This window comes from Pseudomonas triticicola (genome assembly GCF_019145375.1).
Classification (GTDB): Bacteria; Pseudomonadota; Gammaproteobacteria; order Pseudomonadales; family Pseudomonadaceae; genus Aquipseudomonas; species Aquipseudomonas triticicola.
Genome location: NZ_JAHSTX010000001.1, coordinates 1731524 through 1751583 on the forward strand (window position 1 = coordinate 1731524; position 20060 = coordinate 1751583).

Consider the following 20060-nt stretch of genomic DNA (forward strand, 5'->3'; position numbering starts at 1 on the left):
ATCAAAATCGAGATCATAAAATTCAAATATGGCTCAGACATACAGAGAGACAAAGTGACAATGGGGACAGATCTATTTAATCTTTTAAACGCCGCTGTTTAAAAGACACCTCCAGACACGCCTTCCAGGCTACAAATTCTTGCGCCATTGCCTACAGCTACGCCAGAATCCGCCGGCTTGTGCGCCTTGGGGGCGGGTTCTATTGTGGTGCGGTCGCTGAATGTTCAGTGATCGGGTTTAGCAGCCCGGGTTATCTCTAGACGCACAAGGTCTTGCCGTTATGGCGGCTTTGCGTGGGGCACTTCGGTGCGCCGGGTTCTAGAGTCCTGGTCTGCTAACCCGCGTACAGCCGCCACCTCTTTCGTTAGCAGCGAACGGTGGTAGCTTCACCACTCTAGAGGCTTCACCATGATCAAACCAACACCCAACCCACCCGAAACCGACCCCACCTCCCCCTACGAATCCCTCGACTCAAAAAAACTTCACCAAGCCGCCGACCGCGCCCTCGACCACTACCTCTGCCCTCCCGGCTCAACCCCACCGCCGTTCAGCCCCCGCGCCATGTACGCGGTCACTGCCGACACCAGAAACGAAGACCTGCTGGCCAACGCCTGCGAAACCCTCGCCTCGGCCAAAACCATCGCCCAGGAGTTCGCCGGGCTGGTGAAGCCCTCGCAACGCCGGACGCTGATGGGGATTGCGCAGTTGATCATGCTTGGGGAACTGGCGGTGAATCGGGTGCTGGATAATCTGGAGTTGCCGCAGTAGCGGGCCTTTGATGATCGTTCCCACGCTCTGCGTGGGAATGCCTCAAGGGACGCTCCGCGTTCCAGCTCTGGGGGGACGCAGAGCGTCCCGGGCTGCATTCCCACGCGGAGCGTGGGAATGCCTCAAGGGACGCTCCGCGTTCCAGCTCTGGGGGACGCTCTGCGTCCCGGGCTGCATTCCCACGCGGAGCGTGGGAACGATCAACGCGTAAGCAATGAAGATTCCTGTCGGACCGCGTCAAGGCTGGAACCATTCGTGGCGTTCGTTGAAGGTTTGCTGGATGAGCTCGGTTAGGGCTTGGATTTCCGGTGTGTGTTGCGATTCAGCGTTGATCGCGAGCCAGGCGTGTAGCTGCATCGGTTCGGCGAATAATCCGGGCAATGCGATGAGGCCTCGGTCGAAGCGGCTCATGTATGCCGGCAGCAAACCGATGCATGCGCTGCAGCGAATCATCTCGAGCATGAGTTCATAAGATTGCATCTGCACGACTCCGGCCAACCGCTGCTCGACCAATTCATTCCACGGGCGAAAACTCTGAACCTGTCGATCATGCTGCCACTGCACCAGCATGAAATCCGCCAGATCATCCGGCGTTTCCGGGCGCGCCGTCACCCGTGAATAGCGCTTGGCAATGTGCGGCAGATATTCAATTCGCGCGAGGTGTTGCGGTTCGCTGGTGGCGAAGGTGGGACCAGGGTTTGAAGCATCGCTGGGCGCCAGCCAGAGGACAATGTCGGCGCTGACCGCACGCAATGACAGTTCGCTATCCAGGGCGATAATTTCCAGACGCAGGCTGGCGTTGCGCCGCAGCAATGCGATGAGGTCGCGGCCGAGGATGTCGTGGAGGATGGATTCGGCGATGGCGAGGCGGATCAGGGGTTGTTCGATGACCGGGAGTTTGCGTTGGTGGGCCAGGGTGCTGAGTCGGGCCTGCAACTGTTGGCCTTCGCGGGTGAGCGTTAGGGCGCTGCCCTGGAAGCTGAACAGGCTGTGTTGCAGTTGTTGTTCGAGTTGCGCGAGTTGTTTGCGCAGCAGCGTCGAGCGCACATTGAGGCTACGCGCGGCTTGCATGAAGCAGCCGCAGCGGGCGCTGACGAGGAAGTATTGGGCGACTTCGCTGTCGATGGTCGCGGCCTGGTTGAGCCAGGGTTCGGGGCTGGTTTGGGGCGTTTGGTAATCAGCGGCGCCCGGGCGTCCTGCGGGTTCGGTGAATGACATTGATGACTCCCTGTCGATCTAATGTGGTTGCTCTGAATACACCGGATCTCATTGTGGGAGCGAGCCTGCTCGCGAAAACGTTGGCACATTCAACATCTTCGCTGACTGACCCACCGCATTCGCGAGCAGGCTCGCTCCCACAGGGGTGAATGGTGTTCTGGCTGACTTCAGTATTTTCCCTCGAGGATTTTGTTCAGTTCGGCGCCATCGATGCTCAGGGTGGCGGTGTTGAGCATGCCGTCCAGATACGCTTGGGCGATCTGTTCCTGGCGTTGTGCACGCAGGGCCTGGGTCAGTTGGTCGCGCAGCTCCTCCAGCGTCGCGGTGCGGGCCGGTTGTTGTTCGGTGAGTTTGATCACGTGAAATCCGGCGGCGCTCTGCACGGGATCGGAAACCGCGCCTACCTTGAGCCGCGCCACGGCGCCACGTACTTCCGGCACCAGTTGCTGCAACGGTTGCAGGCCGGTATCACCACCCCGCTCTGCCGTCACGCGATCCTGCGAATATTGCGTAGCGAGCGCCGCAAAATCAGCGGGTGCCGACTGCGCCTTCTTGCTCAATTCAGCGGCCTGTTTACGCACGGTTTCCAACGAAGCGGAATCATTGACAGCAAGGAAAATCTGACTGACCCGATACAACGCCGGCGTCTGCCAGTTGGCCTTCCCCGCGTCATACGCCTGCTGCAACTCAGCCGCGCTCGGATACTCCGCCGGCACCTGACTCACCGAGCGCAAATAATCACGGAACACGATCTGCTCAGTCGCCGCGCGAGTCTGCCGGGCGATGTCTGGCCGCTGCGCCCAACCCTGCGCATCGGCCTGTTCCAGAACGGCTTTTTCCGCCAGTCGCGTACGAATCCAGCGCTCCAGCGCCTCACGGTTGCCGCGCAGTTGTTCGCGGGTTTGCGCCGGGACAGTGGCCAGCAGCGCCTGCAATTCCTCTGGCGAAACCTGCTGATTGCCCAACCGCGCGACCGCTGGCCCGGCTGCAACCGCCATCACCGGCGACGGCTGCTGGGCGGCGACCGGGTCACTGCCCGGTCGCAGCACCAGCGCCACGGCCACCACCAACAACGCCAGCGCTCCGGCGCCGATCACCATGGCAGGCTTTTTCACAGTGCGACTTCCTCTTGTTCGGCAACAGCGGATTTGGCGGTTTGCGAAGCAGCGGTCTGGCTGAAGTCGCGCAGGTAAACGATGAATTCCTGCAACAGGCGATCCCAAAGTTCCAGGTTGCCGCGCAGATGCTCGTTGCTCACGCCTGCAGCCACGACCACGTCCATCTCCATGACCAGAAACTCACCCTGCAACGACAACCGCGCAAACCGTCGTGTCGCGTTCCACTGCTCGGCCACGCCCTGGGGCAAATCACCTTGCACGCGCAGGGCACAGCTGAAAGTGAAATCGACAAAGCTGCCCTGCTCCAGCGCCGGGTTGCCGAAACGCACGGCGTAGCCGATGCCCTGACTGGCGCTGAGCAATTGGACGATGCCGTTCTGTTCGCTCTGGTTAACGCGATAACCGGCTGCTTGCAGGACGTCGGTCAGCGATTGCGGGGAAACGTGGGTGATCAGTTGAGTCATGACTTTCTTCCTTGTTATCAGTGAGCGATCGCCGCTTGCGGCGCGTCGAATTGGGTTTTGTACAGCTCGTCGCCGAAGCCTTGCGCCAATTCATCGAACTTGACCCGGGCGCTGCCGGAGAAGGGCTGGCGGATCTTCATCACTTCGGCGACGTCGATGTTTTCGTAAGCCGTGAGGATCTGTTTGGCGACGCCGTACATTTGCTGATTCTTGGCTGAACATTGCTGCACTTGTGTGTCACGTTCCGCCAGCTGCGCTTGCAGCTTCGCGCGTTCGGCTTCTTTGCCGCGAGCGAGGACCAGCAATTCGTCATAGGCTTTTTTGAACTTGCCGGTCTGCTCGGCACTGGCCGCGACTTGCGCCTGAGCCTGGCTGTGCAGGCTCTGCTGTTGCCCGGCCAGTTGCTCGGCGAGGCCTTTGGCTTTGGCCAGTTCGGCAGTCAGCTGCTTGATCTGCGCTTGCGCTGCCTTGGCTTCGTTCTGCGCCGCCAGTTGCGCGGCGCTGGCCTGGGCCTGTTGGCTTTGCAGGGCCTGCAATTGCTGGGTGGTGCTGCGCAATTGCGTGCGCAAGCGCTCTTCCATGCCTTCGCCGTTCGCCCCGGTGGCGATCAGCAACCCCAGGCCCAGCGCGAGAAAACGCGTGTTCATAAAGCTCTCCCGGCGCTTTAGAAGCGCGTGTTGATCTCAAGCTGCAAGACGTCGATGTCGAACGGCGCGCCGTACACCGCTTCGGTGCTCATCCAGCGGCCGGTGGCGGAAACGTTCTTCGCCAGGCCGTAGTTGCCGCCCATGAAATAGCCCTTGGCGTTGGTGCCGCCGAGGTGGAACGACGAGTCGTTGAAGCCGTCGGGCAAGGCGTCCGGCTGGATGTACTTGTAGCCGGCGAACAGGTTCCAGTCGCCCTTGCGCTTGAGGTCCAGCGCGTTGCCGAGGGTGAACTGCACCATCCATGCATTGGCGCCGCTTTCGATCTCGCCGTTGCTGTCGAGGTTGTTGACGATCTGCCCGGCGGAACGCTTGCGCATGTCGCCTTCGTCGTAGCTGAGGTTGTGGATGTAGTTGCCCTGGCTGCGCAGTTTGAAGTCCTGCGGCAGGTCGGCATCCCAGACCACGTTGAGATCGAGCAGGTTGAACTCGGAGGCGAGACCGACGAATTGCGGCTGCGGCGTAGCGCTCGGGTTGAGCGGGTTCGGCGTGATGTCACGCAGCAGGAACACGCTGTTGCCCTTCTGCATGAACGCCGCGCGGGTGCCGTCGCTGTCGCAGCCCGGCGCGCCGGCCCACGGTTCGCAAGGGCTGGAGCGCTGGCCCTGAATATCGTCGAAGCGGTAATAGGCCAGCGCCCCCTTGAGGCGGTTGTTGCTGTTGATCGCCCATTTCGCGCCGAGCTGCGCGCCGTACAGCCATTTGTTGTCGCTCTCTTCCTTATCGAAACCGTTGCTGCTGGAAGTGTCGTTGGTGTAGTCCACCGGGAACGCGCCGACGGTGCCGAACACACCCCAATCGCGGTTGAGCTTGTGATCGAAAATCGCCGCCACACCGTCGAAATTCAGGTCGTTGGAATAGAGCATGTCGGTGGACATGAACGGGTTGGCGAAGCGCCCGCCGGTCAGGGTCAATTCGTCCATTGGCTTCCAGGTCAGGTAGCCCTGATCGAGCCAGATGTCCTTCTTGGCAAAGCCGCCGCCGAGGCTCTGCGTGGTCGATACCGGGTTGTTGTCCGAACCGGTGCCGATGCGAATGCCGGCGGTCCATTCCTCGGAGATCACCGCTTTCATGCCCAGGCGTGCGCGCAGGCGAAAGAGGTTTTCGCGGTCTTCGCGGGTGTTGAGCAACGGCGGCAGGCTGGTGCTGCTGTTGGGATTTACGTCGTACGGGCCATTGTTGTTGAGCTTGGCGAAGTCGACGATTTCGTTGCTGTTGTTGCCCGAGTAGTACCGCGACTCGTCTCGCAGGCGAATGTCACCGTCGAAGCTGATGCGCGAGGCCCAATCCGGAAAGGTATTCGGCGCTGCCCAGTTTTCCTGTTTGGCGGTGGCCATGACCTCGGCTTTGACCTGATCGCGGATCTGGTCACGCACCGCTGCCGGCACGTACTGCACGCGCACATCGCCCGGCGCGGCGACCGGCCCGGCCGCGACTGCGGTGGACGCGGCAGCCTGTTTCGCCTGCGCCGCTTCGTTCTGCGCCTGGGCGATCAGCGCGTCAGCCTTGTCCTGTTTCAGAATGCCCTGCTCGACCAGCAAGCGGATCAGATTGATCGTGGCGTTCTCCGACGGCGCAGGCGCTGCCACGGCCTGACCGACCAGGGTCGCAATGACCATGCCGACCGCCAGGGACAATCGATTCACGTTGGAAATCATTTGCACACAACTCCTTTTGCCGAAGCTTGAATAAGTGAATTAACCCGGACGCCGCCCTTGCAGGGACAGGCGCACGGGCAAAGTGATGGAGGCCGGAGGCCGTTCGCTGAGGGCTGGCGCACCGCGTAAAGCGGCCAGCACCTGGGTATCGATTTGCGGGTTGCCGCTGGACTTGATCAGCTCGACACGGGTGATCTCGCCGACGCTGCTCAGCCAGACGTCGGCCTGTAGCGAGAACGCGAGGTTGCGCAGCTCGGGGTTCTCGCGCAGCAAACGCTGGAAGGTGAACGCGAGAAACTGGCTGTACGTGCCCGTGCCCAAACGCCCGCCGCCAGCACCGGCCATGCCGCCGCCCTTGCCCGCGCCGATGTTGAAAGCGTCGCTGCCGGCCTGCGCGTCGCCGTCCATTTGCATCGGATTGGCCAGATCGTCCGCCGGCGATGGCGGCGCCTCTTCTTCAGGCTTGACCTCCTCCGGCTCCGGCGTTGGCTCGGGCTCGACGACTTTTTCTTCCACCGGCGTTTCCGGCTCTGGCGGTTTTTCCGGCGGCGGTGGTGGCGGTGGCGGCAACGGAATGATCGTCGGCACCTTCGGCGCTTCGCGACGCACGCCGGCCATGTCGTTGGCCCACTGCCAGAGGAACCACGCGGCGAGCGCGGCGACCAGCAATCCGGCGCCCCACTTCACATAGCGCAACGGCGACTTTTTCACGGGCGGCGGTTCGATCGGGAGTTGTGCTGTCATGACTCAGCCCTGACTCGGTTTGCCGGTGACGAGACCGACCTGGGACAGTTCGAGCCGGCGCAGCAGATCCAGCACTTCGATGACTTTCTGGTACTGCACCGTCGCATCGCCACGCACGATCACCGGGAAATCCGGGCTCTGCGCTTTCTCGATGCGCAGGCGCTCTTCCAACTCGGCCAAAGTGACCGGATAGGCATCGAGGAACACCTGGCCGCCGTCGTTGACCGAGATCGCCTTGGTCTTGGCTTCCGACAGCGACACCGACGCGCTGGCCTTGGGCAGGTTGATCTGGATCCCGGAGACCTGCGCGGTGGCGGTGAGGATGAACATCACCAGCACCACCATCAGCACATCGACCAGTGGGGTGATGTTGATGCTGTCGACGGCGGCATCGTCATCATCGTCGTGGGAGGCATTTACGGACGCCATGTCAATGCTCCTCAGGCCGGTACGGAGTGGTTGGCGTGATGGCCGCGCTGGTGCGACGCCTCACTGAACTGGCTCTCGCCGTGCATTTCCGCCAGCCGGGTGATGAACTCGTCGACGAATACGCGCATGTCGGCGCTGACTTCCTTGTTGCGGGTGATCAGGCGGTTGTAGCCAAACAGCGCGGGGATCGCGACGAACAGGCCCATCGCCGTGGCCAACAGCGCGGCGGCCATACCGGGAGCGATGGCGTTGATGTTGACGTCGCCGGCCATTGCCGTGCCGAGGAACACCACCATGATCCCCAGCACCGTACCGAGCAGGCCGATATACGGACCGCCGGCGATGGCGTTGGACAGGGTCGAAAGTTTCGAACTCAGCTGCTGGTTCTCGCGGGTGCGCACGCCGTCCATCGAGCAGCGGATGGCTTCGATGGTCGCCGCTGAAACCGAGGAGGTATCGGCGCCCTGCTCGCGACGGGTACGGATCTCTTTGACCGCCACCAGGTACAGGCGCCACAGCGACGAATGCTGTAGGCGTTGGGCCAGTTGCGCGTCGTCGGCGAACATCTCCAGACGCGTGCCGACCTTGGCGAATTGCGCGCGGAAATCTTCGTTGGCAGCCGTCACGCGGCTGAGGCTGCGGCTCTTGCGCAGCATGATGATCCACGACTGGAACATCATCAGCACCAGCACGGCGATGATCACCCAGGCGTCGACTGGCACCGCGTTGAGCAGGAAGCCGAGGCTGCCGAACCCGAAGCCGGACTGTTCCTCATCGACGCCGTAAGCGACCAGTTTCGACTCGGCGCCTTGCGAGGTGGCATCGGCCAGCAACAGCGCAGCAGGTCGGGCGACTTTCGACAGGCGCAGCTCATCAATAGCGCCAGCGAATGGCTGGAACGCGCCTTCCTGCAGATCGGCACCGATGGCCATGACCGAGTTGAACGCCGGCATCGCCTGGGCCAACGCAGCGCTTTCGCGACCGTTGATGTACAGGGTGACTTTCGAACCCTCGGCGGTCAGCGCAACGTGTTGCCATTGCGCCGGAGTCAGTGCCTGTGTCGCAGCGGCGCGCTGGCCGTCGATTTCCACGAATGGCAGACCCTGGCTTACGCCGACCAACAGACTTTGCGTGCCTTCGCGTCGAGCGAGAATCAGTTGCTCGCCACTCGCCTGATCCAGACGCAGCCAGGCACTGAAAGTGAACGCACTGCCCGCGTTGTGTTGCAGCGACGGACTGGCTGGCAGCAACAACGGCTGGCCGCTGAACTGCAAGGCACGCCCGACGACGCCATCAATCGCTGTGCCGGTCGCGCTTTGCGCGGTGTTGCCGTACGCCGTAGTGTCTTTCGCCGGGGTGCCAGTGGCGCCGTCGAAGTGATACAGCGCGGTGTAATTCGGATCGAAGGTGAGTTGCCCGTTGCCGGTGGCCGGGGCTTTCTGGTTGCCGTAGTACATCCAGATGTCCTGACGCTGACCGCCCTCTACATTCGGCACATCGACCCAGATCAGCGCCATGCCCATCAGCGCGTCGAAACTTTCGATCTGGTGGTTGAGCACGGTTTTGTCATCGGCGGCGACGAAGCGTAGATCGGAGCCGTCCTCTTTCACGCCGTCGAAGGTGAAGTTGCCGGTGTGCAGGCGCACCAGCAGCGCGGTGCGGCCGAGGACCTGATTGATCGCCGCGCCTTGTGGCGTGGTGTCGACGGCGATCTGTTTGCGGTAATGCCAGTCGTCCTGCCACCAGGCCTGAGCCGTGGCCGGGAGCACGAAGCCCAGGCAGATCAACAACGAAAGGAAGAGGCGTTGCATGGACGTGCTCCGTTAGAAAGTGGCTTGAAGGTTGAAGTGCAGGCGCGATTCCTGCTTTGAGGTGTTCGGCCCTTCCAGTAGCGGGTAGCCCCAGTCGAGGCTGCCGGACAGCCATTTACTGAGGCTGGCGCGGGTGCCGAGGCCGACGCTGGCCAGGGCGTAATTGGCGTCCTGATCCGGCAGTTCGTCGCGCAAGTACAACTGCGCGCCTTCGGCGAAGGCATAGAAGCGCCAGTCCTGCATCCACGTGCCGGCAAACTTCGCCAGCGACGGTGTGCGCAATTCCTGGCTGAGCAGGTAGCCGTCATCGGCGGTGCGCTCGGCAGCGAGATAGCCGCGCACCGAAGTGGCACCGCCGGCGGAGAATTGTTCGTTGGAAACCAGCGGCCCCGAGGCGAGTTGGAATGCGGCTTTGCTTGCGCTCTGCCAGTCGCTGTCGAAGGTCCAGGTGTAGTTGGTGTCGCCCTTGAGCACGGCGAAACTCGGTTTGGCGCGATAACGTTTGTAGTCGAAGTCTTCGTCGTCGCTGCCGTAGCCGAACACGCTGCGGGTCGCGGCAACCAGACTCAGGCCGAGGCCGAGCTGGCTCTTTTCGCTGTAGCGATAGCCGTTGTAGGCGAAGGTGAACGGCGCGTATTTCAGCGGTACCTTGTCGCTTTCGCCGGACAGGCTCAGGCGCTCGTCGAAGTCCTTGAAGTCGATGCCGGCCGACAACGAGTTCGACCAATTGCCACTCGAGGGCAACGTGTAAATCGCCGCGACGCCGTAGCTGTGACCCTTGCCGAGCACGTTGCTGCCGCCGATGGTGGCGACGTTGCTGTCGGACTGGTAACCGGAGAACTGCACGCTCCAGCGCTCGCTCAGCGGCGCGGTGTAGGACCCGGACCAGACCTTGGCGTTGTCGGTTTCCTGCGGCGCGGTGAAGAACGTCAGGTTGACGCTGTGGCCGAGCTGCCAGAGGTTGTTGTAACCGAGGCTGGTGACGCTGCGCAGCTTTTCGGTGTCGGCGCTGTAGTCGTTATTGAGGCCCACGCTGGCCGTCCACGGGTTCTGGTCCTCGACCTGCAAGTCGACATCCATGGTGCCGGGGCGCTGACCTTCGCGCACCAGCGGCATGACCTGGCGACCGGGGGTCTTGTTGAGCTGCGCGAGTTCGCCCTGGACCTTGGCAAAGTCCGGCACCTCGCCCTCTTTCAGCGCCGGGACGTTGTCGCGAATGTCCAGCGGCGAATAGTGTTTGGCGCCGACCACGCGCACCCGGCCGACCTTGGTTTCGCTGACTTGCAGATAGACGATGCCATCGGCCACCGCCTGCTCGGGCAGCTCGACAAACACCGATTGATAGCCGCGTTCCTGGTAGGCCTTCTGCAACGCATCGCGGGCGCCTTCGATGTCGCTCAAGGCTTTCTGCGGGCCGAGAAACGGGTACACCGCTTCTTCGATCGCCCGGGCATCGAGCACGGTATTGCCGCGCACGAAGTATTCGTTGACGTCGACCAGTCGCTGCGCGGCGGGCGCTTCTGTGCCCTCCTCGGCCAGCGCCGGCTGCGCGCCCGCCGTCACCAGCAGCCAGCCCCACAGCGCCAGCCGTGACGTGAAAATCCGTTCCACATTACCCCCTGAAATTCGCGATGACCTGTGGGCGTTAGCGCCCGGTGTGCTGCGTCAATTGCTGATCGTTGTGGCGCAGGCGTGCTTGCCCAGCCAGGTGTGCAACAGCGCAAAGTTCAGCGAGAACTCGGGCATTTGCAGCAAGGCACCGCAGAACACTTCGCCGATGATTTTCTGAATCAGCAGCACCGCGCGCGGCTCGTTGAGCAGCGTGGCGATGTCACGGCTGAGGGCGGTGAAACTCCAGACTTTCTGGTTCAGGCCGAGGCCGACAAACCAGCGGAACAGCAGGTTGTAGTTCAGCTGTTCATAGAGCTGCTGTTCACTGGGCACCGAATACAGCAATTGCAGGAGCAGGATGTGCATCACCGTCTGCGCGGGAATGAGCATGCCGGGCACGGCATTGAGGTCGCGCAGCAGGTCCTGGTGGGCGTCGAGCAGATCGTCGATCTGCGGGCGCAGCAACACCAGCGAATGGCCCGGCGGAATGTAGCTGGACACTTCTTTCAGAGCGCCCTGCCAGTCCTCCTGCGAGACGATCCAGACCCACGGCGCGCCGTAGCGATACACCGAAACCGGCTTCTTGCGCGCGGCTTCGACAATCTTCGACAGGCGTTGATCGAGCTCCTGCATGCCCACTTTCGAATAGCGTTCCATAGTCCCCATTGCCTCACTCCCGGCGTCCCGCCCCGACTCGCAAAGTGCGCCCCGAAAGGCTCCTCAAGCGCGTTACACAGGCATGACCGGACTGGCAAAGGGCTACCGAACTTTTGTCATAAAAGCTTCATTACCGAAGACGGATTGACGGATGTACATGATCGACCGTGGGAGCGAGCCTGCTCGCGAAAGCGCTGTGTCAGGCAATGAGGATGCTGGATGTGCCGCCGCCTTCGCGAGCAGGCTCGCTCCCACAGGGTGGACTGCGGTTGCACGGGTGCGTGACATTCGCGTGACATTCACAGGGTTAAATCCCGGCCCGTTCAGGCGTATAACCTTCACAAGACTTTCAATCGGCACGCCGACTTCAACACAGGGTAGTGACATGACCACAGCAAACATCCTTGGCAACCTGTTCCCTTCGGTCAGCGACATCCCGGAAAAATATCGCCTCGACGCTCAGGTCGAGCAGCGTGAATATCTGGTCGATGGTCAATTGCGCCGCTGGGACGGCCCGCTCGCGCAGGTGCGCAGTCCGGTTTATCTGAAAAGCGAAAACGGCGAAGAACAGGTGATCCTCGGCAGCACCCCGCTGCTCGATGCCGACACCGCCCTCACCGCCCTCGACGCTGCCGTTCGCGCTTACGATAGAGGTCAGGGCCTGTGGCCGACGATGCGCGTTGCCGAGCGCATCCAGCATGTCGAAGCTTTCCTGGGCCGCATGCGCGAGCAGCGCGAGGCGGTGGTCAAGCTGCTGATGTGGGAGATCGGCAAGAACCTCAAGGACTCGGAAAAAGAGTTCGATCGCACCTGCGATTACATCGTCGACACCATCAACGCGTTGAAAGAACTCGACCGCCGTTCCAGCCGCTTTGAGCTGGAGCAGGACACCCTCGGCCAGATCCGCCGCGTGCCGCTCGGCGTCGCCTTGTGCATGGGGCCTTACAACTACCCGCTGAACGAAACCTTCACCACGCTGATTCCGGCACTGATCATGGGCAACACCGTGGTGTTCAAACCGGCCAAGCTCGGCGTGCTGCTGATTCGGCCGTTGCTCGAAGCCTTCCGCGACAGCTTCCCGAGCGGCGTGATCAACGTCATCTACGGCAGCGGCCGCGAGACCGTCAGCGCTCTGATGGCCAGCGGCAAGATCGACATCTTCGCCTTCATCGGCACCAACAAGGCTGCCAGCGACCTGAAGAAGCTGCACCCGAAACCACACCGCTTGCGCGCGGCTCTGGGTCTGGACGCCAAGAACCCGGGTATCATCCTGCCCGAAGTCGATCTCGACAACGCTGTGAGCGAAGCGGTCACCGGTTCGCTGTCGTTCAACGGCCAGCGCTGCACCGCACTGAAAATCCTCTTCGTGCATGAAGACGTGGTCGACAGCTTCATCGAGAAATTCAACGCCAGACTGGCCACGCTGAAACCGGGCATGCCGTGGGACAGCGGCGTGGCGCTGACGCCACTGCCGGAGTCGGGCAAGGTCGATTATCTGCACGGTCTGGTCGCGGATGCGCAAAGCAAAGGCGCCCAGGTGGTCAACCCGAATGGTGGCGAGTCCCACGCCTCGTTCTTCTACCCGGCAGTGCTCTATCCGGTGAACCCGCAAATGCGCGTGTATCAGGAAGAACAGTTCGGCCCGGTCGTGCCCATCGTGCCGTACCGCCACCTCGATACCGTGATCGACTACGTGCTGGAATCCGATTTCGGCCAGCAGTTGAGCATCTTCGGCACCAACCCGGTGGCGGTCGGCCGGCTGGTCGACACTTTCGCCAACCAGGTCGGGCGGATCAACCTCAACGCCCAGTGTCAGCGCGGCCCGGACACTTACCCGTTCAACGGTCGCAAAAACTCCGCCGAAGGCACGCTGTCGGTTCACGATGCCTTGCGGGTGTTTTCGATCCGCACGCTGGTGGCGACCAAATTCCAGGAGAGCAACAAGGACCTGATCAGCGAGATCATTCGCGGGCGTGATTCGAGTTTCCTGACCACCGATTACATCTTTTGACGGGTGATCGGCAGGATTGAATGATCCTGCCGATCCGTCAGCCCCCCGGCGATTCAGTGACTACACTCAGCCCAGCATTGCTGGATGCCCGGGAGGCTGACCATGCTCGATTACTTCGCATTGGGTCTGTTGGTTTTTGTCGGTCTCGTGCTGTTTTACGGGATCATCGTGCTGCATGACATTCCGTACGAGATCGCCGTCCACCGCAACCACCCGCATCAGGACGCGATCCATGCCACGGGCTGGGTCAGCCTGTTTACCCTGCATGCGCTGTGGCCGTTTCTGTGGATCTGGGCGATGGCCTATCGCGAGGATCGCGGTTGGGGTTTCGGCGATGGCAAACCGGTGCAGAACCATGTCATCCGGCTGGAGCAGCAGGTCGTCGAGCTGCAAGCCCGGATCGAGCGGCTCGAAGCGCAGTCGCCGGTTGCGCCTCACTCTGACAGCCAGGGGAACTGAGCATGGATCTGTTGCTCATCCTCACGTACGCCGCACTCTGCGTCGCCATCTTCAAGATCTTCCGCATTCCGCTGAACAAATGGACGGTGCCCACCGCTGTCCTGGGTGGCGTGCTGATCATCGGCGCGCTGATTTTCACCATGAACTACAACCATCCCTATTCCGAGGTGGCGCGCTCCTACTTTGTCTCGGTGCCGGTCATTCCGATCATCAGTGGCCAGGTGATCGACGTGCCGGTAAAGGGCAACGAACCCCTGGAAAAGGGCGACGTGCTGTTCCGCATCGATCCCACGCCTTTCCAGAACCGCCTGAAATCGCTCAAGGCGCAACTGGTTGCAGCGAAGGGCGACCGCTACCGCATCACCGAACTGATTCGCCGCAACTTCGGCACCCAGCGAGAACTGGACGCGGCCATTGCCCGCACCGACGATCTGCAGGCGCAACTCGACAATGCGCAGTTCGAGTTGGACAACACTGTGGTTCGAGCGCCGAGCAAAGGCTTCGTCACCCACGTTTCGCTGCGCCCGGGAATGATGGCGAGCAAGCTGCCGCTGCGCCCGTCGATGGTGTTTATTCCGCAGGAAGGTCAGTACTTCGCCGCTTGGATGCGTCAGAACAGCCTGCTGCGTCTGACCGTGGGCGACGAGGCCGAAGTCGCCTTCGATGGCATTCCCGGCAAGGTCTTCGCGGGGCGAGTCAAAAGCGTTATCGGCGTCATTGCCGAGGGCCAGGTGCAACCTTCCGGCACGCTGATCAGCTACACCGGTTCGCCACCGGCCGGACGGGTGCCGGTGATCATTGAAATCACTGACCCGGCGTTCGCCGAATACAGCACGCTCATGCCGGGCGGCGCCTACGGGCAAGCGGCGCTTTACAGTCAGCACTTTCATCACATCGGCGCGATGCGCAAAATCCTGCTGCGCATGTCCGCCTGGATGAATTACATTTTCCCCTTCCATTGATTTGATTGACCACGAGGTTCGCACTGACTACTTACAGCACCCACCGCCTGCCACCGCTGTTGCGCCGTATCCTGCGTCCGCTGCTGGACCCGTATCGGCGCTACCGTCACGCCCGCCTGATCCATTCCGTGCGGGTGGCGTTGGGTTTGCTGGCGACGATTCTGCTGACCACCGGCATCAACCTGCCCCACGGCGAATGGGCGTCAGTGACCATGCTGGTGGTGATCGGCGGTTTGCAGCACCACGGCAACATCGGCAAAAAAGCCGCCGAGCGCGCCATCGGTACCTTGATCGGTGCAGGGGTCGGGTTGGCACTGGTGGCGCAACATGCGTGGCTGGGAATGCCGTGGCTGACCTACTTTTCCATGGCTGTGGTCTGTGGGTTCTTCTCCTATCACGCGATCGGCAAGGGCGGCTACACCGCCCTGCTCTCGGCGATCACCGTGTTCATCGTTGCCGGGCATGGCGACAACCCGATAACCGATGGTCTGTGGCGCGGCGTCGACATCCTGATCGGCATCGCCCTCGCCCTGGCGTTTTCCTTCGCCCTGCCGCTGTACGCGGTCTACTCGTGGCGCTACAACCTCGCCGACGCCTTGCGCGATTGCGCCACGGTATACGGGCGCATCATCAACGGTGAAGCGGTCAGCGCCGACGAGCATGTACGACTGATGAGCAAGGTGGGTACGGTGATGGTGCAGTTGCGCTCGCTGATGCCGTCGGTGTCCAAAGAAGTGAAAATCTCCATGACCGAACTCGACGCGATTCAGCGCAACCTGCGCATGTGCATCAGCACGCTGGAGATCCTCGGCAATATCCGTCCCAATGCCAGCGACCCGCAGGCCAAGGCACATCTGCAAACGGCGCTGAAGGCTGAGCACCGGCAGATTCGTGTGCAGCTGATCGGCATGGCTCGCGCGTTGAAAACCGGGGCCTCGCAACGGCTGGAGCGACCGATGGAGCTGCCAGCAGCGGACCTCGACGCGCTAGTTGCCAACACGCTCGACGGCTACCGGATGCTGACCCGACAACTCGCTGCCAATATCAGCGAGATGCGCCAGCGCCTGGCAGCAACCGCACCGCGCTGGAACATCTGATCCTTATTGCGCCGCCAGCCGCCGGGCTTTCCAGCCCCAACCTTGTTGCATGCCGGCGGCGGCCAGCAGGATCGCCGCGACGCCTATCCATTGCAGCAATTCGAGGCGATGGCCGAAGGCGAACCAGTCAACGAAGATCGCAGCGATCGGATAGATAAAGGACAGCGCGCCGGTCAATGCCGTCGGCAATTTTTGTATCGCGCCGTACAGCAAAACGTACATCAGACCGGTGTGCACGATCCCGAGAGTCAGCAGACTGGCCCAGGCATCTACGCCTTGCGGCAACGCATCGAAATGCGCAAAAGGCGCGAGCAACAACACCCCGGTGCAGACTTGAATCAGCGCGATCAGATGTGGCGGCGTGCCGGTCAGGCGCTTGATGATCAGTGCAGCGATCGCATACAGAAACGCCGCGCCCAACGCCAGGGCAATTCCCATCAAGTAATCGTTACCCTCCTCGCCTTGCGTGCCATGGGCACTGACGATTGCCAGCATGCCCATGAACGAAATCGCCAGCCAGAACAGCTTCTGCAGGGTAATTTTCTCGCCGAGAAACAGTGCCGCCAGACCGACCAGCATGAATGGCTGCACGTTATAGACTGCGGTGCCGATGGCAATCGAGGCGCGGGAATAGGACGCGAACAGCAGCACCCAATTACCGACAATCGCCATGCCACTGAGCACCGCCAGCAGAAACGTTGTGCGGGTCAGAATCCCCGGGCGCAGGAAGCCGAACGCGGCGCAGACCAACAGCAAGGTCCCGGCGCCGAACACGCAGCGCCAGAACACAACGTCCAGCACCGGCTGCCCGGACACCAGCACAAACCAGCCGATCGTCCCGGATATCAGCATGGCGGCGGTCATTTCCAGCGAGCCGCGGCGGATTGCGTTGTCCATCATTTCTCTCCAGAGACTGTCGCTAAAGGATGGAGAAATTATGTCAATCACAGGGCTGGCTGCTCCAGCGCATAAAGCAGGCTAAACTCGGTTTTTACCTTTTTTATCGAGGGTAATTTGCGCCCTTTGCCTAATTCGGAGTTTGCCTGTGACTGACGATATCGATCAGATCCTTATCAGCGCGCTGATGGAAGACTCGCGGCGCTCGCTCAAAGCGCTGGCGCAGATCAGCGGCCTGTCATCGCCCAGCGTGGCCGAGCGGTTGCGGCGGCTGGAAGAACGCGGCGTGCTCAAGGGCTACACGGTGGAGATCGATCCGAAATGCTTCGGCTATCAGTTGCAGGCGATCGTCCGTGTGCGGCCGCTGCCAGGGCAATTGCAGGAGGTTGAGCGGCAGATCATGTCGATTCCGGAGTTCACCGAATGCGACAAGGTCACCGGTGACGACTGCTTCATCGCCCGCCTGCACGTGCGCTCGATGGAACAGCTCGATACCTTGCTCGACCGACTGAATACGTTGGCTGAAACCAACACCGCGATCGTCAAGAAGACCCCGGTCAAGCGACGCCTGCCACCGATGGCGTAGATGCCTTTTGCCTTTGATCGGCGTAGATTGTGGTTTTTCGCGGCTAAGGAATGGCGCTATGAAAATTCAGGCAATGCTGCTGGCCGGCATGCTGCTCGGCGGCTGTGGCACGATTCAGACGGTGGCGCGCGACGACCAGGCTGCCATTGACGGGCTCAAGCAGCAGAAAAGCTATTGCGGCGCGGTACCGAGAATCTACAGCGGCCTCGCTTATGACTTCTGTTCTTTGAATGCGCCGCTGGCCTCGGGTGTCGATGCCGATAATCATCGCAACACTGCGATCCCGGGGCTGTTGGTTGATGCAGTGGTCTCCGGTGCCCTCGATACGCTGCTGCTGCCGTACACGATCTACCGTCAGCAAGTGGACGGCAGCATCGTCATCAATTGAGCAGACACTTTTCTCCAGACGATAAAAAACCCGCCGAAGCGGGTTTTTTATTGCAGCCATTACGATCAGTCGTCGCGGCTCATGATGCCGAACAGTTGCAGCAGGCTGACGAACAGGTTGTAGATCGATACATACAGGCTGATGGTCGCCATGATGTAGTTGCGCTCGCCGCCGTGGATGATCGCGCTGGTCTGGAACAGAATGCACACCGACGAGAACAGCACGAAGCCGGCGCTGATCGCCAGTTGCAGGCCGCTGATCTGGAAGAAGAAGCTCGCCAGTGTAGCGCCCAGCAGGACAAAGAAACCGGCGGTGATGAAGCCACCGAGGAAGCTCATGTCCTTGCGGGTGATCAGCACGTAGGCCGACAGACCACCGAACACCAGTGCGGTCATGGCGAAAGCCGAGCTGACCACTTCAGCGCCGCCCTGCATGCCCAGGTAACGGTTGAGGATCGGGCCGAGCAGGAAACCCATGAAACCGGTCAACGCGAAGGCGGACACCAGGCCCCACGCGGAATCACGAAGTTTGTTGGTGAGGAAGAACAGCCCGTAGAAGCCGATCAGCACCACGAAAATGTTCGGGTAGCCGACACGCATCTGCTGGGCTACGAAGGCCATCACGCCGCTGAATGCGAGGGTCAGAGCCAAGAGACCATAAGTGTTGCGCAGGACGCGGCTAACCTCTAGCTGCTCAGCCTGCACGCTGTTATTAACTGCGTAATCCTGTTCGCGCATGGCGACACTCCTGTTGGTTTGAAACGTTCAGTCGCAAAGATCATAACAGACGCTCTGTAACAAGCCATGCAGAGAGTTTGACAGTGTGTTTCATTCAGGTATTATGGCGCCCGCAACGCAAACGGAGGTGTGGCCGAGTGGTTTAAGGCAACGGTCTTGAAAACCGTCGACTGTAACAGGTCCATGAGTTCGAATCCCATCGCCTCCGCCATCTTTATACGACAAAGCCCTGATTATTCAGGGCTTTGTCGTTTCTGCAAGACATGTTTTGCGCAGCAGCGTTTGCGCATCTATTGAGTCATTTCTCAGCAGTGCCTCGTATACCTGAGGCGCTCCAGTGCGTACTCCCTCAGCCAAGCGACTCAAAGACAGCCTCCGCACGCTGTTGCACCGGCGCCTGAGGTCTGAGCATTTGCTGCCAGGCGAGCTGCGCCTGGACCTTGGCCACCGAATCCAGCACTTTCTGCGCCCAGCGATCATCCTCGGGATGCACCACGACCACCCGGAAGCCATGATCCTTGCCTTCAATCTGCACGCCCTCCGAATCATCGACATGCAAGTCGATATCGAACGCTGGCGGATACTTGGAAGGCGCATTCGACATCCCGTGCGCCGTCAACGCACGGTTGTGCAGCACGCTGTTGACCACGCCGTCGACGCGGATACCGTACAGCGCCAACCAGCGCCTGATATAGGACGGCGTGCGCCCGGATGAGGTGTAGACCCAGACACTGCAATCCTGGCGACGCAGCTCGCGGATCAGCGAGCGCGTGCCCATACGCAACGGCTCACCCAACCAGCGATGGATACAGGCCGGTAGTCGACTGTTCTCGACTGCGCAGTGGTGGAGCTGGCAAGCGAGCGTGTCATCGATATCGAACGAAATCCGTATGCGCTGACGTTCGAACAACTGCGGCAAAGCGCAGCGGATAGCCTGCCCTGCCCGGCTGCCGAAGGTTCTCAATCTGGCAAATGCTGGTGCCCAGTTCATCAATGGCCACCTTGAGAGAGAGGCAAAGGCTTGCCTTTGAGAAAGAACTTCATTGGATCGGGCGCCTGTTCTTCTAAGAATGCTGCATATTTTTTCTTGATCTTGGGCAATTCGTACAACGCCTTGACGCCATGCTTGGCGGAGTTGCGGATGACCGAAGACGGGTTGAAATAGCCCTCGGCGTTTTCCAGCGTCAGCACGAACGGAGGCAGCCCCGCCCGCATGAGCAGGTAGCTGACAATCAGCGAGCCACTGCGGTTGTTGCCTTCGATAAACAGCTGCGGCTTGCTCAGAATGCGCACATAGACACCCGCTGCACGCTTCCAGACTGACTCACTGCGATAAGCGCAATACCAGTTGTACAAGTCCTTGATGCCGCCCTCGACGTTGTTGAAGAAATGCGCCTCGGTGGCTGCCAGGTGCTGGGCGTATTCCAGCCGGCGCGCCGGATCCCGGCCACAAAGCACCGTGGCATTGATCTCCAGCATCAGGTTCAGTTGCTGCAGATCGAACAGGTCGACGCCGCAGGCAACATATTCGTCAACCAACGCATAGCCTTCAAGCACATTGTGCAGAACTTCGTCAGTGAACGGGTCCCGAGGCTCGGTGAAGTGCCGGCTGAGCTCGGCGAAACGGCTCTGCACTTTCCGCAGTGCGCGTTCAATCGCAGGCAAATCAAGGCGATGCGTGGCAGGCATTGGAGCTCCTTGGAAACGCTTGGTAAATGTCCACCGATGCCCGCCAAATCCA

General features: G+C 61.1%; 21 protein-coding genes and 1 tRNA gene. 8 read left to right on the top strand and 14 right to left on the bottom strand.

From position 1 onward, the window contains the following. Positions 1-408: 408 nt before the first annotated feature. Positions 409-768: a DUF6124 family protein gene (locus tag KVG85_RS07720; protein WP_217863475.1), complete on the top strand. Its 360-nt coding sequence runs from the start codon at positions 409-411 to the stop codon at positions 766-768. A 237-nt stretch (positions 769-1005) separates the two neighbouring features. Here the strand turns inward: KVG85_RS07720 and KVG85_RS07725 are convergent, their stop codons facing one another. From KVG85_RS07725 to KVG85_RS07770, 10 genes are all read right to left on the bottom strand, one after another. Next, positions 1006-1986 carry a LysR family transcriptional regulator gene (locus tag KVG85_RS07725; protein ID WP_217863476.1) on the bottom strand — a complete coding sequence of 327 codons (981 nt, stop codon included), beginning with the start codon at positions 1984-1986 and terminating at the stop codon, positions 1006-1008. A 167-nt stretch (positions 1987-2153) separates the two neighbouring features. Next, complete coding sequence (locus KVG85_RS07730) at positions 2154-3101, bottom strand: peptidylprolyl isomerase (protein WP_217863477.1); 948 nt, start codon at positions 3099-3101, stop codon at positions 2154-2156. Then, entirely contained in the window at positions 3098-3568 is a 471-nt protein-coding gene (locus KVG85_RS07735) for a YbjN domain-containing protein (RefSeq protein WP_217863478.1), read from the bottom strand. Before KVG85_RS07735 ends, KVG85_RS07730 begins: the two co-directional genes overlap by 4 nt. A gap of 17 nt (positions 3569-3585) precedes the next feature. Further along, the gene (locus KVG85_RS07740; protein ID WP_217863479.1) at positions 3586-4215 is read right to left on the bottom strand and encodes a DNA repair protein; all 630 of its coding nucleotides are present in this window, start codon (positions 4213-4215) and stop codon (positions 3586-3588) included. A 17-nt stretch (positions 4216-4232) separates the two neighbouring features. Then, complete coding sequence (locus KVG85_RS07745) at positions 4233-5930, bottom strand: putative porin (protein WP_217863480.1); 1698 nt, start codon at positions 5928-5930, stop codon at positions 4233-4235. Positions 5931-5969: 39 nt separating this feature from the next. Then, positions 5970-6674 carry an energy transducer TonB family protein gene (locus KVG85_RS07750; RefSeq protein ID WP_024012851.1) on the bottom strand — a complete coding sequence of 235 codons (705 nt, stop codon included), beginning with the start codon at positions 6672-6674 and terminating at the stop codon, positions 5970-5972. 3 nt (positions 6675-6677) lie between these two features. Further along, positions 6678-7103, bottom strand: a complete 426-nt coding sequence (locus KVG85_RS07755; protein ID WP_003201710.1) for an ExbD/TolR family protein — start codon at positions 7101-7103, stop codon at positions 6678-6680. 11 nt (positions 7104-7114) lie between these two features. After that, positions 7115-8914, bottom strand: a complete 1800-nt coding sequence (locus KVG85_RS07760) for a DUF2341 domain-containing protein (protein WP_217863481.1) — start codon at positions 8912-8914, stop codon at positions 7115-7117. Between the two features lie 12 nt (positions 8915-8926). After that, positions 8927-10525 carry a ShlB/FhaC/HecB family hemolysin secretion/activation protein gene (locus KVG85_RS07765; RefSeq protein WP_122704462.1) on the bottom strand — a complete coding sequence of 533 codons (1599 nt, stop codon included), beginning with the start codon at positions 10523-10525 and terminating at the stop codon, positions 8927-8929. A gap of 54 nt (positions 10526-10579) precedes the next feature. Further along, positions 10580-11191 (bottom strand): transposase, encoded by a 612-nt coding sequence (locus tag KVG85_RS07770; protein ID WP_217863482.1) that lies wholly within the window; start codon positions 11189-11191, stop codon positions 10580-10582. 376 nt (positions 11192-11567) lie between these two features. Between KVG85_RS07770 and KVG85_RS07775 the strand changes: the two genes are divergently transcribed. From KVG85_RS07775 to KVG85_RS07790, 4 genes are all read left to right on the top strand, one after another. Continuing rightward, positions 11568-13193, top strand: a complete 1626-nt coding sequence (locus tag KVG85_RS07775; RefSeq protein WP_217863483.1) for an NADP-dependent glyceraldehyde-3-phosphate dehydrogenase — start codon at positions 11568-11570, stop codon at positions 13191-13193. A 102-nt stretch (positions 13194-13295) separates the two neighbouring features. Beyond that, positions 13296-13652 (top strand): DUF3302 domain-containing protein, encoded by a 357-nt coding sequence (locus KVG85_RS07780; RefSeq protein WP_217863484.1) that lies wholly within the window; start codon positions 13296-13298, stop codon positions 13650-13652. A gap of 2 nt (positions 13653-13654) precedes the next feature. Continuing rightward, positions 13655-14614: an HlyD family secretion protein gene (locus tag KVG85_RS07785; protein ID WP_123442577.1), complete on the top strand. Its 960-nt coding sequence runs from the start codon at positions 13655-13657 to the stop codon at positions 14612-14614. A gap of 56 nt (positions 14615-14670) precedes the next feature. Then, a complete protein-coding gene (locus tag KVG85_RS07790) occupies positions 14671-15711 on the top strand; it encodes an FUSC family protein (protein WP_217864947.1) in 1041 nt (346 codons plus the stop codon). 3 nt (positions 15712-15714) lie between these two features. Here KVG85_RS07790 and KVG85_RS07795 read toward each other — a convergent pair whose 3' ends face one another. Further along, positions 15715-16608 (bottom strand): DMT family transporter, encoded by an 894-nt coding sequence (locus KVG85_RS07795; protein WP_095179890.1) that lies wholly within the window; start codon positions 16606-16608, stop codon positions 15715-15717. Between the two features lie 148 nt (positions 16609-16756). Here KVG85_RS07795 and KVG85_RS07800 point away from each other — a divergent pair, with 148 nt between their 5' ends. Continuing rightward, positions 16757-17194, top strand: a complete 438-nt coding sequence (locus KVG85_RS07800; protein ID WP_056785725.1) for an Lrp/AsnC family transcriptional regulator — start codon at positions 16757-16759, stop codon at positions 17192-17194. A 58-nt stretch (positions 17195-17252) separates the two neighbouring features. Further along, complete coding sequence (locus KVG85_RS07805) at positions 17253-17582, top strand: YceK/YidQ family lipoprotein (RefSeq protein WP_217863485.1); 330 nt, start codon at positions 17253-17255, stop codon at positions 17580-17582. A gap of 65 nt (positions 17583-17647) precedes the next feature. Here the strand turns inward: KVG85_RS07805 and KVG85_RS07810 are convergent, their stop codons facing one another. Next, positions 17648-18319, bottom strand: coding sequence for a Bax inhibitor-1/YccA family protein (locus tag KVG85_RS07810; RefSeq protein WP_008006561.1), 672 nt, complete (start codon positions 18317-18319; stop codon positions 17648-17650). Between the two features lie 123 nt (positions 18320-18442). On the opposite strand from KVG85_RS07810, the gene KVG85_RS07815 reads away from it, so the two are divergent. Further along, positions 18443-18530, top strand: a tRNA-Ser gene (locus KVG85_RS07815). Positions 18531-18668: 138 nt separating this feature from the next. On the opposite strand, the gene KVG85_RS07820 is transcribed toward KVG85_RS07815, so the two are convergent. Both KVG85_RS07820 and KVG85_RS07825 read right to left on the bottom strand, forming a co-directional pair. Next, a complete protein-coding gene (locus KVG85_RS07820; RefSeq protein WP_225926646.1) occupies positions 18669-19310 on the bottom strand; it encodes a hypothetical protein in 642 nt (213 codons plus the stop codon). Beyond that, positions 19310-20008 (bottom strand): hypothetical protein, encoded by a 699-nt coding sequence (locus tag KVG85_RS07825; RefSeq protein ID WP_130902496.1) that lies wholly within the window; start codon positions 20006-20008, stop codon positions 19310-19312. Before KVG85_RS07825 ends, KVG85_RS07820 begins: the two co-directional genes overlap by 1 nt. Positions 20009-20060: the final 52 nt, after the last annotated feature.